At 60.1% G+C, this 16819-nt stretch carries 9 protein-coding genes; 4 read left to right on the forward strand and 5 right to left on the reverse strand.

Translation table 11 applies throughout. From position 1 onward, the window contains the following. Positions 1-94: 94 nt before the first annotated feature. Together ACM6IK_RS24620 and ACM6IK_RS24625 are read left to right on the forward strand one after the other, a co-directional pair. Positions 95-979: a sugar nucleotide-binding protein gene (locus ACM6IK_RS24620; protein ID WP_414876376.1), complete on the forward strand. Its 885-nt coding sequence runs from the start codon at positions 95-97 to the stop codon at positions 977-979. Then, positions 972-1901: an NAD-dependent epimerase/dehydratase family protein gene (locus ACM6IK_RS24625; RefSeq protein WP_414876377.1), complete on the forward strand. Its 930-nt coding sequence runs from the start codon at positions 972-974 to the stop codon at positions 1899-1901. Before ACM6IK_RS24620 ends, ACM6IK_RS24625 begins: the two co-directional genes overlap by 8 nt. Before the next feature lie 212 nt (positions 1902-2113). Here ACM6IK_RS24625 and ACM6IK_RS24630 read toward each other — a convergent pair whose 3' ends face one another. The 5 genes from ACM6IK_RS24630 to aceE form a co-directional block, all read right to left on the reverse strand. Next, on the reverse strand, positions 2114-2812 hold the full coding sequence (locus ACM6IK_RS24630) for an OmpW/AlkL family protein (RefSeq protein ID WP_108218360.1): 699 nt from the start codon (positions 2810-2812) through the stop codon (positions 2114-2116). A gap of 146 nt (positions 2813-2958) precedes the next feature. After that, on the reverse strand, positions 2959-5652 hold the full coding sequence (locus tag ACM6IK_RS24635) for a putative bifunctional diguanylate cyclase/phosphodiesterase (protein WP_414876378.1): 2694 nt from the start codon (positions 5650-5652) through the stop codon (positions 2959-2961). 234 nt (positions 5653-5886) lie between these two features. Then, on the reverse strand, positions 5887-7281 hold the full coding sequence (locus ACM6IK_RS24640; RefSeq protein WP_414876379.1) for an alkaline phosphatase D family protein: 1395 nt from the start codon (positions 7279-7281) through the stop codon (positions 5887-5889). Between the two features lie 274 nt (positions 7282-7555). Continuing rightward, a complete protein-coding gene (gene aceF / locus ACM6IK_RS24645; protein ID WP_414876380.1) occupies positions 7556-9496 on the reverse strand; it encodes a dihydrolipoyllysine-residue acetyltransferase in 1941 nt (646 codons plus the stop codon). A gap of 11 nt (positions 9497-9507) precedes the next feature. Then, positions 9508-12153, reverse strand: coding sequence for a pyruvate dehydrogenase (acetyl-transferring), homodimeric type (gene aceE / locus ACM6IK_RS24650; protein ID WP_414876381.1), 2646 nt, complete (start codon positions 12151-12153; stop codon positions 9508-9510). 383 nt (positions 12154-12536) lie between these two features. On the opposite strand from aceE, the gene glnE reads away from it, so the two are divergent. Together glnE and waaF are read left to right on the forward strand one after the other, a co-directional pair. Continuing rightward, on the forward strand, positions 12537-15476 hold the full coding sequence (gene glnE / locus ACM6IK_RS24655) for a bifunctional [glutamate--ammonia ligase]-adenylyl-L-tyrosine phosphorylase/[glutamate--ammonia-ligase] adenylyltransferase (RefSeq protein WP_414876382.1): 2940 nt from the start codon (positions 12537-12539) through the stop codon (positions 15474-15476). Positions 15477-15783: 307 nt separating this feature from the next. Further along, positions 15784-16818, forward strand: coding sequence for a lipopolysaccharide heptosyltransferase II (waaF, locus tag ACM6IK_RS24660; RefSeq protein ID WP_414876383.1), 1035 nt, complete (start codon positions 15784-15786; stop codon positions 16816-16818). Position 16819: the final 1 nt, after the last annotated feature.

Here is a 16819-nt window from a genome sequence, read left to right on the forward strand (position 1 = left end):
GCAAAATGCAACGATTCCGGCAAATACCAACGACATCGCCTGGGCGCGGTGTCGATAACGCCATTGTTTCAATCAGACTGGGCCTGCTGACTCTATGCGAATGCGCCTTATGTTACTGGGCGGCGGAAATGCCCTTGGGCAGGCGCTGATTCGCCTCGGTGCGGAGGAAGACATCGGTTTCCTCGCACCCCGCCCGCCCGAAAACGGCTGGGATGCCGCGAGCCTGACACAACTGCTCGACGACACCCGTCCCGATGCATTGATCAACCTTGCCTACTACTTCGACTGGTTTCAGGCAGAGGCGGTGAGCGAACAGCGTCTGGCCAGCCAGGAGCGTGCGATCGAGCGTCTGGCGGAACTGTGCCAGCACCACAATATCGTCCTGCTGCAACCTTCCAGCTATCGAGTGTTCGACGGCTCCCGTGCCACGGCCTACAGCGAAAAAGACGAACCGGTGCCATTGGGCCTGCGCGGTCAGGCGTTGTGGCGAATCGAGCAAAGCGTTCGCGCGACCTGCCCGCAACACGTGCTGTTGCGTTTCGGCTGGCTGCTGGACGACAGTCCGGATGGCACCCTTGGCCGCTTCCTCGCCCGTGCCGAACAACCTGAAGAGTTGCTGATGGCCGACGACCGGCGCGGCAATCCGACGCCGGTCGACGATGCTGCCCGCGTGATCATTTCAGTGCTCAAGCAACTCGATTGTGCCGCGCCGCTGTGGGGCACCTACCACTACGCAGGGCATGAGGCGACCACGCCGCTGGCGCTGGGACAGGCTATTCTGACCGAAGCCCGCAGCCTGCATCCGCTGGCCATCGAATCCCCGACCGCTCAGGCTCACGCCGCGCGTCCGGATGCTGCCGAAGAACCGCAGCACGCGGTATTGGCTTGCAAAAAAATTCTGCACACCTTCGGGATCAAACCGCGCGCCTGGCGTGCGGCGCTTCCCGGTCTACTGGACAGGTTCTATCGCCATGGTTGACGGTCCCGTTTTGATCACCGGCGGTGCCGGTTTCATTGGTTCGCACCTGACAGACGCCCTGCTTGCCAAGGGCCATGCAGTGCGGATTCTCGATGACCTGTCCACCGGCAAGCGCAGCAATCTGCCGCTGGACAATCCCAAGGTCGAACTGATCGTCGGCGACGTGGCCGATGCGGCCTTGGTTGCCCAGGCGATGGCCGGATGCAGCGCCGTGGCGCACCTGGCCGCCGTGGCTTCGGTGCAGGCCTCGGTGGACGATCCCGTGCGCACGCACCAAAGCAACTTCATCGGCACGCTGAACGTCTGCGAAGCCATGCGCCAGACCGGGGTCAAACGCGTGCTGTTCGCCTCCAGCGCGGCAGTGTATGGCAACAATGGCGAAGGTGAGTCGATCGACGAAGACACGCCCAAGGCGCCGCTGACGCCGTATGCAGTGGACAAACTGGCCGGTGAGCACTACTTCGATTTCTACCGCCGCCAGCATGGGCTGGAGCCGGTGATTTTCCGCTTCTTCAACATCTTCGGTCCGCGCCAGGATCCGTCCTCGCCGTACTCCGGAGTGATCAGCATTTTCAGCGAGCGCGCACTGAAGGGCTTACCGATCACCGTGTTCGGCGATGGCGAACAGACCCGGGATTTTGTCTACGTCGAAGACCTGGTCGACCTGCTGGTGCAGGCCATCGAGAAGCCTCGGGTCGAAGTCGGTGCGGTCAACGTTGGCTGGAACCAGGCGACGACCCTCAAGCAAATGCTCGAAGCGCTGGAAGCCGTGGTCGGCAAGCTGCCACCGGTGAGCTATGGCCCGGCGCGCTCCGGTGACATTCGTCACTCCCGGGCGAACAACCGGCGTCTGTTGGAACGCTTCACCACCACAGAGCAGACACCGATGCGTGTGGGGTTGGCGCGGTTGCTGGGGCGCTGAGGTTCTCGCGGCCACAAAAAAGGCGCCCATGAAGGGCGCCTTTTTTGTGGCCGGAATTTGCATTAAAAGTCTGTGCAATTCCTGTAGCGAGGGAGTTTGTCGGAAATCCGCACCCTCCCGTTCGACTGCGTAACAGCCGCCGTCAGATTTTGAATCTGCTCACCACAAAAGCCAGGTTCACCACCACGTGAACATTCTGTCAGCGATGTCGCTTAGAACTTGTAACCCAGACCCACCATGTAGATGAACGGGTCTACATCGACGTCCACACGTGCCCGGGTACCTGGGGCAATCGAGTTGTTCTCGACAGTGGCGCGGGTATCGATGTCGATGTAGCGCACCTGGGCGTTGATCATGATGTTGTCGGTCAGCATGTAGTCAGCACCGACCTGCCACGCCAGGCCCCAGGAGTTTTCCGCCTTGAAGTTACTGAAACCGGCGGATTGCGCTTGGCTGCCAACGTGTTCGTCATAGATATAGGTGTAGTTGATGCCGCCGCCGACGTACGGCTGGAAGGCTGACTTCGGATCCAGCGGGTAGTACACCAGGCTCAAGGTCGGCGGCAGCTGCTTGAGGGTGCCGAGTTTGCCGTTGGCCGCGCTCAGAGCCGTGCCCTTGAGTTTCACGTCATGCTCGAACGGTGTGGCTGCCAGCAGCTCGATACCCAGGTGGTTGGTGAGCATGTAGGCGAAGTTCAGGCCCAATTGTGTGTCGCTGCTCATGGTCGCCTTGCCACCCAAGTCGGCGCCTGCGAGCGGGCCTTGATCAACCTTGACGCTGGAGCTGTCAGCCTCGGGGTTGACGGTGATTGCACCCGCGCGAATGAGAATATCGCCGGCCTCGAAGGCGTGGGCGAGCGGGGCTGCGAGCGCGAGGGCAACCAGCGAAGCGCTGAGCATGGACTTGTTCATGGGGGCTCCAGAGGACGTTAAAAATGTTCGATGTCCAATGGTAAGGTGCCTAACGAGTCGGTCTTTTGATGCAGCTCAAGGAAAGTGGCAAGGAAGGGATTTTGTAGCGATTTCGATAGCCCCTTCGCGAGCAGGTTCTGTGCCTGTCAGGCGATTGGGCCACGCGGGTAGCGCTTGAGCTTTTCGATCAGCTCATTGCCCGGGATCGGACGATCGAACAGGTAGCCCTGGCCGACGTCGCAGCGGTGACGGCGCAGGAACGACAACTGCTCGGCGGTTTCGATGCCTTCAGCCACGACCTTGAGTTTCAGGTTGTGCGCCATGGCGATCACCGCGGAGGTGATTTCCATGTCGTCCTGGTTGTCCGGGATTTCGTGGATGAAGCTTCGGTCGATCTTGATGATGTCGATGGGGAATTTTTTCAAGTAACTGAGCGACGAGTAACCGGTGCCGAAGTCGTCCATGGCCAGGGTCAGGCCCAGGCGCTTGAGTTGGTCGAGTTGCAAGTGGGTGTCTTCGGTGGCTTCCAGCAGCAGGCCTTCGGTCAGCTCCAGCTCCAGCAAATGAGCTGGAAGGGCTTCTTCCTTGAGGATGTTGGCAATGGAGGCCACCAGGTCCGGATCGGAAAACTGCTTGGGCGACAGGTTGATCGCCACTTGCAGGTTGCCCAGGCCGGCGGCGGTCAGCGCTTTGCTCATGCGGCAGGCCTGGCGGGCGATCCATTTGCCGATCGGAATGATCAGCCCGGTTTCTTCGGCGACGCTGATGAACTGATCCGGGCGGATCATGCCCTTTTCCGGATGGTCCCAGCGCAGCAGTGCTTCCATGCCCAGCAGGCGACCGCTGCGCAGGCACAGCTTGGGCTGATAGAACACGTCGAGCTCGTTCTGGGTCAGGGCGCGGCGCAGGTTGTTCTCGACGAACAGCTTGTAGCTGGCCTCGGCGTTCAGCGCTTCGGTGAACACTTGCACCTGGTGTTTGCCATTGGCCTTGGCCTTGTGCAGCGCCAACCCGGCGTTGCGCATCAGGGTTTGCGGATCGCGCCCGTGCAGCGGCGCGCAGGCCAGGCCCACGGAACCGGTGACACTGATCAATTGGTTGTCGACGAACATCGGTTTGTCGAGGGTCGCCAGCAACTGGTTGGCCACTTGCTGGCCTACGGTGAGGTCGCTGTTGTCCAGCAATACGGCGAACTCGTTACTGGCGAATCGCGCCAGGCTGCCGCTCGGAACCAGGCTGTTGCGCAGGCGCCGGGCGAGGCTGATCAGCAGCTTGTCGCCAGTCTGGTGGCCAAGGCTGTCATTGATCCGCTTGAAGTTATCGATGTCCACCAGCAACAGGCTGATTGGCGCATCGCTGTCCCGGGCGAAGCGTTCATCAAGGTTGCGAATGAAGGCCGGGCGGTTGCCGAGATTGGTCAGGTTATCGGTGTAGGCCAGGCGCTCGATACGTTGCTGAGCGAGCTTGGTCTGGGTGATGTCTTCGTAGATGCCGATGTAGTGGGTCAGCTCGCGGTTGTCGCCGTATACCTTGGAGATCGACAACTGACCCCAATAGGGTTCGAGGTTTTTCCGACGGCTTTTGAATTCGCCCTGCCAACTGTTGTTCTTGGCCAGCGCCGAAGGCGCGTCGAACAGCAGTTCGCTGAGGTTCTCCAGGGCTGGTAGTTCTGACAGGCGCTGACCATGCACCTCTTCGGTGGAATATTGGGTGATCGCGGTGAAGCTCGGGTTGACGTATTCCACCACGCCGTCGCAGTTGACCAGCAGAAAGGCGTTGGCACTTTGTTCGACCGCACGCTGGAACAGGTGCAGGGCGCTGGTGGCGGTCCGCCGGTTGTGGTTGCTGATGACCTGGGCAAACTGGTCCGCCAGTTCTCCGGCGAAGGCGATTTCATCCGACTGCCAGGCGCGGGTCGCACCGGTCTGCTCCAGGCACAAAACGCCGACCACCTGGCCATCGACGCGGATACTGGCGTCGAGCATTGCGTTAACGTCGCGCGGGCGCAGGCTTTCGGCCATCTCCCGGGTACGCGGGTCATGCATGGCGTTATGGGCGTCAATGGCGCGGCCGGTGTGCAAGGCGTCGAGGTAATCGGGGAAAACGCTGACGTCGATCGGCTGCGGCAGCAGGTATTGCTGATTCGCGCGGTGATAGGCCGAGATCGGCACCAGCCTTGAACCTTCGAGGTGCCACAGGCTGGCGCAGTCGATTTCGTAAATGTTGCAGGCGCTGCGGGTGATCAGCTCGGCGGCTTCCTGCAAGGAATTGTTGCTGCTGTAGCGTTGACGGGTGAGCAGCAGGATCAGGTCCTGCTGGGCACGCGCCCGGTCCAGATGCAGCAGTTGCTCCTGCTGGGCACGTTGATTGAGTTCCAGGGCGATTTGCAGACGCGAGTTCTGGGTTTCCAGATCCAGCGCCGATTGCAGCGGGTCGTCCTCGAACAGGCCGTCAATGACCAACAGGTAGCCGCGCAACAAGTGGCGATTATGTTGTTTATAGGCTTCGCCCAGTTCCAGCAGATTCAGGGAGCCCGAGGCGGTGTGCAGGGTGTAGCGGATCAGGTAATGCGGGCTTGCAGTCAGCTGCTGCTGGACTGCGTCGTGCAGTTGATAGCGCGCTTGCGGCTCCATCAGGCTGGCGTAGGGCGAGCCCACCAGAGCACACAACTCGACGGCTGGCAGACCGAACTGGCGTTCGCAATTGGGATCGAGAAACAGCAGCGCCCAGCTGGGTTCATTAAGCCGTTCGAAACGCAGCATGCCGAGCCGCGAGGGCACAGGCAACTGCGTCACTACCTCGGCCACCATACGGCTGGCGGCATCGGGTTGGCTTTTCATGGAGGGAAACTCGCTTTGAATATGCTGAACGCGCTGGGCTCTCGCCCTCTTTACTGTTGCCTGCGGCAAGGTTGCATCATTGCGACACCGACTGACAAGAGAGATGAAGGCCAAGTGCTATAAGAATATGTCGGCAGGCGACGGGATTTCTTCAGTCGCGGGCAAAAAGTAATGCTGGTCGCTGAAAAGTCGCAGTTTTGCAAGTGTTGCCAATGGCTGCGATCGGTTTCCAGGTCAGCGAATCGGGATGCCAATAGACTGCAAAAGCTTGCCCTCCCGGTCGTGGAAATTCACCTGAAGCTGCCTCGCCTCGACGACCAGGTGTGCAAAGTTATCCTGGCTGATCACGTTGCTGGTCAGTTCATGCCGATAGTCGCCGGAGGCGGTGCGGAGCAGGGGCTGATCGAGAACGAACGTGGCGGCCGTGGCATAGGGCAGCATTTTGCTGTTGCACAACGGTGACGACACAATGGTGTGTACCTCGAAGTCTGCGTCCTCGCTGTGGGTCAGCCGACTGGTGAGCGAGCCGTGGATATCGCCGGAAATGAAGAAGACATTCTTGATGCAGTGTGTGCGAATGGTTTCCAGCAACCGTAGCCGTTGTTCCGGGAAGGCCTGCCAGGCGTCATCATCCGAGCGTTTTTGGTCAGGGTAGAACATGACGCTGGTGACCACGAATTTGACCCGCGCCGGGCTGTGGATCAGCCAGTCGCACAAAACCTGTTCCTGGGCTGTGTCGAGAATGCGTCGGTCAGTGGCCGACAGATTGCGTTGGGTTCGACTGTCGGTCACAAACCATTCGATATCGCCCTCAGTAAATTGATACCAGTATTTGTCCAGTTGTTTATTTATAAGTCCATCGTAGGTGAGTGCATGAGCTGGACTATGGCTGGCCTGATACAACTCATAGGCCCTGATCGCGTTGGCATATAAGTAGTCATCTGATTTGCTCTTGTTGGCGGGCCAGTTGTCCTCTATTTCGTGGTCGTCAAGAATCATGTAAGTGGGCAGGCTGGACATTAATCTGGCGATATTTATCTGCGAAAACGCCACGCGATATTTTTTCAGGATTTCCTTGAGTTCCCGATCAGGGGCAATGATGTTCAAATCATCGACATAAATTTGGTCTCCCGTCATCACTAGCGCACTGACGGGAGGACTGGCTTGCTCCACCAAGCGTGAAATCGAAGCGAAGACTCTGTCGCCCGAGTGAGGGGCCCATGCAATGCCTGCGGTCATGCGCAAGTATCGGCAGGAGCCGACAATGTAGGCCCTTTGCAGGTCGCCCTGGCTGGAGCGGGTACGCAAGTGATAAACCTGCAGTGGCCATTGCAGCGGCAGTTCTTTCACCATGTCGACGGTGTGCGCCGGACTCATCGGGCTGAACCACCCGGCCTGATATTCATAGTCGGAGTCGGCTGACAGGTTATTCAGTACAAAGACTTCGCACATGTCGTACTCGGGGTCCAGTCTCGCAAAGTTGCCTTTTGACCAGTGATCTTCGCCTTGTCGTCTATAGCGAATGCCGGCAAATACCAAGGTGTTTTCATCGTGTTCGCCGCGCAAAAAAATACGGGCGTGATTAGTTGTGGTGTGGCCAATAATCGGGCCGACAGTTGGTTTAAGCATGTTTGATTCCATTCGGCTGCTTGTGAGTTAGTTAGACGGTTGTTTCGGATGTAATAAGTAGTCTTTCAATCAAGGCTAGTTATTTGGCCCGAAAAAATATCCGGCAGAAATGGATTCGAGTTGTGGGCGATATCAGCCACAAATGTAGGAAGACGTTTTAAGCAAGAATTTCAGGCAAAAAAAGCCCCGCCAAATTGGCGGGGTTGAGGTACGAGCGTGGCGCTCGGAAACGTGGAACGCAACTGGCCCTCCGGTGAAGGAGGGCCGGTCGGTGTTACAGGAGCATGGTGCGGATGTCGCCCAGCAGGTCGCTCAGACGCTTGGTGAAGCGTGCAGCAGCGGCGCCGTTGATCACACGGTGATCGTAGGACAGCGACAGTGGCAGCATCAGTTTCGGCTGGAAGGCTTTGCCGTCCCAGACTGGCTGGATGGTTGCCTTGGAAACACCGAGGATCGCCACTTCCGGCGCGTTGACGATCGGCGTGAAGCCGGTGCCGCCAATGTGGCCGAGGCTGGAAATGGTGAAGCAGGCGCCTTGCATCTCGTCTGACGAAAGCTTCTTGGTCCGGGCTTTTTCAGCCAGGGAAGCAGCCTCGGCGGCCAATTGCAGCAGGCTCTTCTGGTCGACGTTCTTGATGACCGGTACCAGCAGGCCATCCGGGGTATCGACGGCGAAGCCGATGTTCACGTATTTCTTGCGGATGATCGCTTTGCCGCTTGGCGCCAGCGAGCTGTTGAAGTCCGGCAGTTCCTTGAGCAGGTGCGCGCAGGTCTTGAGCAGCAACGGCAGGATAGTCAGCTTGACGCCGGCCTTCTCTGCAACGGCTTTCTGCGCAACGCGGAACGCTTCGAGTTCGGTGATATCCGCCGAATCGAATTGCGTCACGTGCGGCACGTTCAGCCAGCTGCGGTGCAGGTTGGCGGCGCCGACCTGCATCAGGCGGGTCATCGGCACTTCTTCGATTTCACCGAAGCGGCTGAAGTCCACGACCGGAATCGGCGGGATGCCCGCGCCACCGGTTGCGCCAGCAGCGGCTGGTGCTTCCTTGGCCTTCTGCATCATGGCCTTGACGTAAACCTGCACGTCTTCTTTCAGGATGCGACCGTGCGGACCGCTGGCGCCAACGGCGCTCAACTCGACGCCGAATTCGCGGGCCAGTTGACGCACGGCAGGGCCGGCGTGAACTTTCGCGCCAGGCTTGGCTGGAGCAGCGGCCGGCGCAGCAGCAGGTGCAGTGGCGGCAGGAGCAGCAGCTGGAGCCGGTGCGCTCGGGGCTGCAGCGGCAGGTGCCGGTGCAGCGGCCGGAGCGGCGCCTTTTACTTTCAGTTTCAGGATCAGGTCGCCAGTACCGACTTCGTCATCGAGCTTGATGGAAACGCTTTCCACCACGCCAGCGGCAGGCGACGGGATTTCCATGCTCGCCTTGTCCGATTCCAGGGTGATCAGCGACTGGTCGGCGGCAACGGTGTCGCCGGCCTTGACCAGGACTTCGATGATCTTGGCCTTGCCCGAAGAACCGATGTCCGGAACGTGGATGTCCTGAACGCTGTCGGCCACTGGAGCAGCCGGTGCAGCAGCGGCAGGCGCTGGAGCCGCGGCGGCAGGTGCGGCCGCTTGGGCTGGAGCAGCAGCCGGTGCAGCAGCACCCGCCACTTCCAGGTCCAGGATCAGGTCGCCGGTGCCGACTTCGTCGTTGAGCTTGACGCTGATGGCCTTGACCACGCCAGCGGCAGGCGACGGGATTTCCATGCTCGCCTTGTCGGATTCCAGGGTGATCAGCGATTGATCAGCCGCGACGGTGTCGCCAACCTTGACCTGGATCTCGATGATCTGGGCCTTGCCCGACGAACCGATGTCAGGCACGTGCACTTGCTGAACGCTGGCGGCAGCCGGCGCAGCAGCAGGGGCGGCGGCAGGTGCAGCAGCCGGTTTGGCTTCAGCCTTGGCCGCCGGCGCAGCCGCAGGGGCCGCAGCAGCGGCACCTTCGACTTCCAGTTCCAGCAGTTCGTCGCCTTCTTTCAGGCGATCGCCCAGCTTCACTTTCAGGCTCTTGATGATACCGGCCTTCGGCGCGGGCACTTCCATGCTCGCCTTGTCCGATTCCAGCGTCAGGATGCTCTGGTCGGCTTCGATACGGTCGCCGACCTTCACAAACAGTTCAATTACTTCACCTTCACCGCTGCCGATGTCAGGTACGCGAATGAGTTCGCTCACAAAATCTCTCCTCAGCAGTCCAGTGGGTTGCGTTTTTCCGGGTTGATACCGAACTTGGCGATGGCCTCGGCCACCACTTTAGGTTCGATGTCGCCACGGTCAGCCAGTGCTTCCAGGGCTGCCAACACCACGAAATGACGGTCGACTTCGAAGAAATGACGCAGTTTCTTGCGGCTGTCGCTGCGGCCGAAACCGTCGGTGCCCAGGACTTTGAATTCCTTGGACGGTACCCACTGACGGATCTGCTCGGCGAACAGTTTCATGTAGTCGGTAGACGCAATGACCGGGCCTTTACGGCCGTTCAGGCACTCTTCGACGTAGCTCAGCTTGGGCTTCTGGCCCGGGTGCAGACGGTTGGTGCGTTCAACGGCCAGGCCGTCGCGACGCAGTTCGTTGAAGCTGGTGACGCTCCACACGTCGGCGCCGACGTTGAACTCTTCACGCAGGATCTTCGCTGCTTCACGGACTTCACGCAGGATGGTGCCGGAGCCCATCAGCTGAACGTGGTGCGCCGCTTCGCGGGTGTCTTCCTCAAGCAGGTACATGCCTTTCTTGATGCCTTCTTCGGCACCGGCCGGCATGGCTGGCTGCTGGTAGGACTCGTTCATTACGGTGATGTAGTAGAAGACGTCCTGTTGCTCTTCGGTCATCTTCTTCATGCCGTCCTGAATGATCACCGCCAGCTCGTAGCCGTAGGTTGGATCGTAGGTGCGGCAGTTCGGGATGGTGGCAGCCAGCAGGTGGCTGTGACCGTCTTCGTGCTGCAGGCCTTCACCGTTCAGGGTGGTGCGGCCGGCGGTGCCGCCGATCAGGAAGCCACGGGTGCGGCTGTCGCCAGCGGCCCAGGCCAGGTCGCCGATACGCTGGAAGCCGAACATCGAGTAGAAGATGTAGAACGGCAGCATCGGCTGGTTGTGGCTGGAGTACGAAGTACCGGCAGCGATGAAGGAGCTCATGGCGCCCGCTTCGTTGATGCCTTCCTCGAGGATCTGGCCCTTCTGGTCTTCCTTGTAGAACATCACCTGGTCTTTATCGACTGGCTCGTAGAGCTGGCCGACGGAGGAGTAGATGCCCAACTGACGGAACATGCCTTCCATACCGAAGGTACGGGCTTCGTCCGGGATGATCGGCACGATGCGCGGACCGATTTCCTTGTCCTTGACCAGCTGCGCGAGGATCCGCACGAAGGCCATGGTGGTGGAGATTTCACGGTCGCCCGAGCCGTCCAGGATCGCCTTGAGGGTGTCCAGTGGCGGCGTCGGAATGTTGAAGCTCTTGGCGCGACGCTGAGGTACGAAGCCACCCAGTGCGGTACGACGCTCGCTCAGGTAACGGGCTTCGGCGCTGCCTACTTCCGGTTTGAAGAATGGCAGGTTTTCCAGTTCATCGTCCTTGACCGGGATGTCGAAGCGATCGCGGAACAACTTCAGGCTTTCGACATCGACCTTCTTGGTGTTGTGCGCAGTGTTTTTCGCTTCGCCGGCACCGGTGCCATAACCTTTGATGGTCTTGGCCAGGATGACGGTCGGTTGCTCCTTGTGGTTGACCGCTTCGTGGTACGCCGCGTAGACCTTGTACGGGTCGTGGCCGCCACGGTTGAGCTTCCAGATCTCGTCGTCGGACAGGTCTTCGACCATTGCCTTGAGTTCAGGCGTGTTGAAGAAGTGTTCGCGCACGAACGCGCCGTCTTTGGCTTTGTAGTTCTGGTACTCGCCGTCGATGACTTCGTCCATGCGGCGTTGCAGGATGCCGTCGACGTCTTTGGCCAGCAGTGGGTCCCAGAAACGGCCCCAGATGACTTTGGTCACGTTCCACTGGGCACCGCGGAACACGCCTTCGAGTTCCTGGATGATCTTGCCGTTGCCGCGAACCGGGCCGTCGAGGCGCTGCAGGTTGCAGTTGATGACGAAGATCAGGTTGTCCAGTTTCTCGCGGCCGGCCAGGGAGATGGCGCCCAGGGATTCCGGCTCGTCGCACTCGCCGTCGCCCAGGAAGCACCAGACTTTCTGTTTGCCTGGCTGGATGAAACCACGGTGTTCCAGGTACTTCATGAAGCGTGCCTGGTAGATCGCCTGGATCGGGCCCAGCCCCATGGATACGGTCGGGAACTGCCAGAAGTCAGGCATCAGCCAAGGGTGCGGGTAGGACGACAGGCCTTGACCATCGACTTCCTGACGGAAGTTGTTCATCTGGTCTTCGGTGATACGGCCTTCCATGAATGCGCGGGCGTAAACGCCTGGCGAGGTGTGGCCCTGGAAGTAGATCAGGTCGCCGCCGTGTTCGTCGCTCGGGGCCTGGAAGAAGTAGTTGAAGCCGATGTCATACAGGGTCGCACTGGAAGCGAAGCTGGAGATGTGACCGCCGAGGTCGGAATCTCTCAGGTTCGTACGCATTACCATGGCCATCGCGTTCCAGCGCACCAGCGAGCGAATGCGGCGTTCCATGAACAGGTCGCCAGGCATGCGTGCTTCGTGGGTAACGGGGATCGTGTTGCGGTAAGGCGTGGTGATGGCGTAAGGCAACTGCGAACCGCTGCGGGTCGCGAGTTCACCCATACGGGTCATCAAATAGTGAGCACGGTCTTCGCCTTCTTTGTCGAGAACCGATTCCAGGGCGTCCAGCCATTCCTGGGTTTCGACGGGATCGAGGTCTTGCATGGCTTGCTCCAGGGCGGAAAGGCTACCAGAATCGGTTGCCTGAGTTAGCGACTGGCCTTGTGGGCAGACGTTATGAATTCTTGGATTGCCGACAGGTTGTTCCGGCGGCGTGTAGTTTTACTACAAATCTTCCGGCATTTCAGCCTGTCTAATGTATATACGAGTAGTAAAACTACAGATGAGCGGCTTGTGGCCCCCGGCTGCGTTGTGAGAATAATCGTTAAGGTTGGTCTTTTTACAACTACAAAAGGTAATAGCTTGATGCTGGCTGCCAAAATTAAAGAAATTTCAGCTATTTCTAACTTTTGTTCGACAGTCCCTCAGGTAGTGGGTTTTCGAAAATCACTACATGCAGTCCGTTGTACGCCGATCAAGGATAGACCATGAGCCTCCCTTCGCTTGCCGAACTGCCCGCCATTCTCCTGCCGTTGGTCACCCGCGCCGAGCAGTCGTTCCGGGCTGCCGTCGCGGCCCTGGACGATGACCACGGGCTGCCCACCTGGACGCCGGAACGCTGGGCGCAATTTGCCCGCGTCACCGCCGCCAGCGATTTCGTGATTGAACAGTGTGTTCGTGACCCTTTGATGTTGCTGGCGTTGGTGCAGTCCGGCGAACTGGACCGCCGCTTCGCTCCCGGTGAGTTGTGCGCGCAGATTGCCGCCGCCGTGAGCGTGGCCGAGACCGATGATCAGCTTGCTCGCGCCTTGCGCCGTCAGCGTGCACGCCATCAGGTGCGGATCATCTGGCGCGACCTGACCCGTCAGGCTGACCTGGTCCAGACCTGCCGCGACCTCTCGGACATGGCCGACGCCAGTATCGATCAGGCCTATCAATGGTTGTACGTGCGGCATTGCCAGCAGTTCGGCGTGCCGACCGGCCGGCGTAGCGGCGAGCCGCAGCAGATGGTTATTCTCGGCATGGGCAAGCTCGGCGCCGTGGAGCTGAACCTGTCCTCGGACATCGATCTGATTTTTGCCTACCCCGAGGGTGGCGAAACCGTCGGTGTGAAACGCGCGCTGGATAACCAGGAGTTCTTCATTCGTCTGGGCCAGCGGCTGATCAAGGCCCTGGACCCGATGACCGTCGACGGCTTTGTATTCCGCGTCGACATGCGCTTGCGACCTTACGGTTCGTCCGGCGCTCTGGTGCTGAGCTTCAATGCGCTGGAACAGTATTACCAGGATCAGGGTCGCGACTGGGAACGCTACGCGATGATCAAGTCGCGGGTGGTGGCCGGCGATCAAGTGGCCGGGGCGCAACTGCAAGACATGCTGCGGCCGTTCGTTTACCGGCGCTACCTGGACTTCTCGGCCATCGAAGCGCTGCGCACCATGAAGCAGCTGATCCAGCAGGAAGTGCGGCGCAAGGGCATGGCCGACAACATCAAGCTCGGTTCCGGCGGCATTCGTGAAGTCGAGTTCATTGCCCAGGCGTTCCAGCTGATTCACGGCGGCCGCGATTTAAGCTTGCAGCAACGTCCGCTATTAAAGGTGCTGAGCACGCTGGAAGGTCAGGGTTACCTGCCGCCGACCGTGATCGGAGAGCTGCGTGAAGGTTATGAATTCCTGCGTTACACCGAGCACGCGATTCAGGCGATTGCTGACCGCCAGACGCAAATGTTGCCCGATGGCGAGCAGGATCAGGCGCGTATTGCCTTTATGCTGGGTTTCGCCAACTGGACGGCCTTCCACGAACAATTGATGTATTGGCGCGGCCGCGTGGCCTGGCACTTCGGGCAGGTGATCGCCGATCCCGACGAAGAGCAGGGCGCCGAAAACGAAGTGGTGGTCGGCGGTGAGTGGTTGCCGCTGTGGGAAGAGGCTCAGGACGATGAGGCCGCTTGCCGCCAACTGGAGGAAGGGGGTTTCAAGGATGCCCAAAAAGCCTTGAAAGCCCTGGCCGGCCTGCGCAGCAGCCCACAATTGAGGGCGATGCAGCGTCTGGGGCGCGAACGCCTTGATGCTTTTATTCCGCGGTTGCTGGCGCAGGCCGTGGAACATGACAATCCGGACCTGGTACTGGAGCGGGTGCTGCCGCTGGTTGAAGCGGTGGCCCGTCGTTCTGCGTACCTGGTGCTGTTGACCGAAAACCCCGGTGCGCTGCGGCGCTTGCTGACGCTGTGCGCGGCGAGCCCGTGGATCGCCGAGCAAATCACCCGTTTTCCGCTGCTGCTCGACGAACTGCTCAACGAAGGCCGCTTGTTCAAGCCGCCACTGGCGCCAGAGCTGGCGGCCGAGTTGCGCGAGCGCCTGACGCGGATTCCCGAGGACGACCTCGAACAGCAAATGGAGGCCCTGCGCCATTTCAAACTGGCGCACCGCTTGCGGGTGGCCGCCTCGGAAATCGCCGGCAGCCTGCCGCTGATGAAGGTCAGCGATTACCTGACCTGGCTCGCCGAAGCGATCCTGGAACAAGTACTGGCACTGGCCTGGCGGCAAACCGTGGCCAAGTACGGCACGCCGCTGCGCACCGATGGCACCTTGTGCGATCCCGGCTTCATCATTGTCGGTTATGGGAAAGTCGGCGGTCTGGAACTCGGGCATGGTTCGGACCTGGATCTGGTGTTCATCCACGATGGCGATCCGCAGGCTGAAACCGACGGACCCAAACCCATCGATGGCGCGCAATTTTTCACCCGTCTGGGGCAGCGGATCATTCACTTGCTGACGGCGCAGACTAACTCCGGGCAGTTGTATGAAGTGGACATGCGTCTGCGGCCGTCCGGCGCGTCGGGGTTGCTGGTGAGTTCCCTGGGGGCGTTTGCCCGTTATCAGGAAAACGAAGCCTGGACCTGGGAACACCAAGCGCTGGTGCGGGCGCGAGTGCTGGTGGGCAGCCAGGATGTCGGCCAGGCCTTCGAGAAAGTCCGCGCTGCGATATTGGGCAAGACGCGTGATTTGCCGACCCTGCGCCAGGAGGTCAGCGAGATGCGTGCAAAGATGCGCGATAACCTCGGCAGCAAGAGCACGGCGGCCGGCACCGGGGCAAATGCCTTCGAAGCCACGGCGCCGTTCGATATCAAGCAGGACGCCGGAGGTATCGTCGATATTGAATTTATGGTGCAATACGCGGCCCTTGCGTGGTCCGAAACACACCCGCCATTGCTGCGCTGGACGGACAACATTCGCATTCTGGAAGAGCTGGAGCATGAAGGGCTGATGCCCGTCGAAGATGCCGGCCTGTTGCGTGAAGTGTATAAAGCGTACCGTTCCGCCGCCCACCGGCAGGCCTTGCAGAAAGACCCCGGGGTGATTCCGGGCGACCAGTTCGCGGACGAGCGGCAGCAGGTGATGCGGATCTGGCGTGAGCTGGGGCTAAGCTGAATCGGGATATTTGATACGCCAATATCCCCTGTAGGAGCGAGCTTGCTCGCGATAGCGGAGGCACAGTCACCATTGATGTTCGGATGTGACGCCCTCATCGCGAGCAAGCTCGCTCCCACAGTAGATCTGCAGTGTCATGCGGATTGAGGTACACCAATACCCAATGTGGGAGCGAGCCTGCTCGCGATAGCGGAGTGACAGTCGACAGCAATGTTGAAGGTGATGACCCATCGCAAGCCGCCGTGCTCCTGCAGAGATTATCGAGGCGGGGAGGCGTAGGCCTCCCCGGTTCGTTTATGGAAACCACATGAAAATTCTGATCGTTGGGCCCAGTTGGGTCGGTGACATGGTGATGGCGCAGACACTGTTCCAGTGTTTGAAACAACGCCACCCGCAATGCGAAATCGACGTGCTGGCCCCCGAGTGGAGCCGGCCGATTCTTGAGCGTATGCCCGAAGTTCGCCAGGCCTTGAGCTTTCCGCTCGGTCACGGTGTCCTGGAACTGGCGACGCGTCGGCGCATCGGCAAATCCCTGGCCGGCCAGTACGACCAGGCGATCCTGTTGCCCAACTCCCTGAAGTCGGCGCTGGTGCCGTTCTTTGCCGGCATCCCGAAACGCACCGGCTGGCGTGGCGAGTTCCGCTATGGCCTGCTCAACGATGTGCGTACGCTGGATAAGGATCGTTACCCGCTGATGATCGAGCGCTTCATGGCCCTGGCTTATGAGCCAGGCGTTGAACTGCCAAAACCCTATCCGCGTCCGACGCTGCAGATCGACCCGGTCACCCGCGAGGAGGCTCTGGCCAAATTCGGCCTGAGCCTCGACCGTCCGGTGTTGGCCCTGTGCCCTGGTGCCGAGTTTGGCGAGTCCAAGCGCTGGCCGTCCGAGCATTACGCCAAGGTTGCCGAAGCGAAGATCCGCGAAGGCTGGCAAGTCTGGCTGTTCGGTTCGAAAAACGATCACGCCGTGGGCGAAGACATCCGCGCACGGCTGATTCCAGGTCTGCGTGAAGAATCGGTCAACCTCAGCGGTGGCACCTCGCTGGCCGAAGCCATCGACCTGATGTCCTGTGCAGATTCTGTGGTGTCCAACGATTCCGGCCTGATGCACGTCGCCGCCGCGCTGAACCGCCCGCTGGTCGCGGTCTACGGTTCGACGTCGCCAGGTTTCACGCCACCGTTGGCCGAGCACGTGGAAATCGTACGCCTGGGCATCGAGTGCAGCCCGTGCTTCGATCGCACCTGCCGTTTCGGTCATTACAACTGCCTGCGCCAGCTCATGCCGCAGGCCGTAAACGAAGCCTTGCAGCGGTTGCAAGGCACTGTGGTCGAGGTCAAATAGC

Source organism: Pseudomonas sp. IT-196MI5, from assembly GCF_949767415.1.
Classification (GTDB): Bacteria; Pseudomonadota; Gammaproteobacteria; order Pseudomonadales; family Pseudomonadaceae; genus Aquipseudomonas.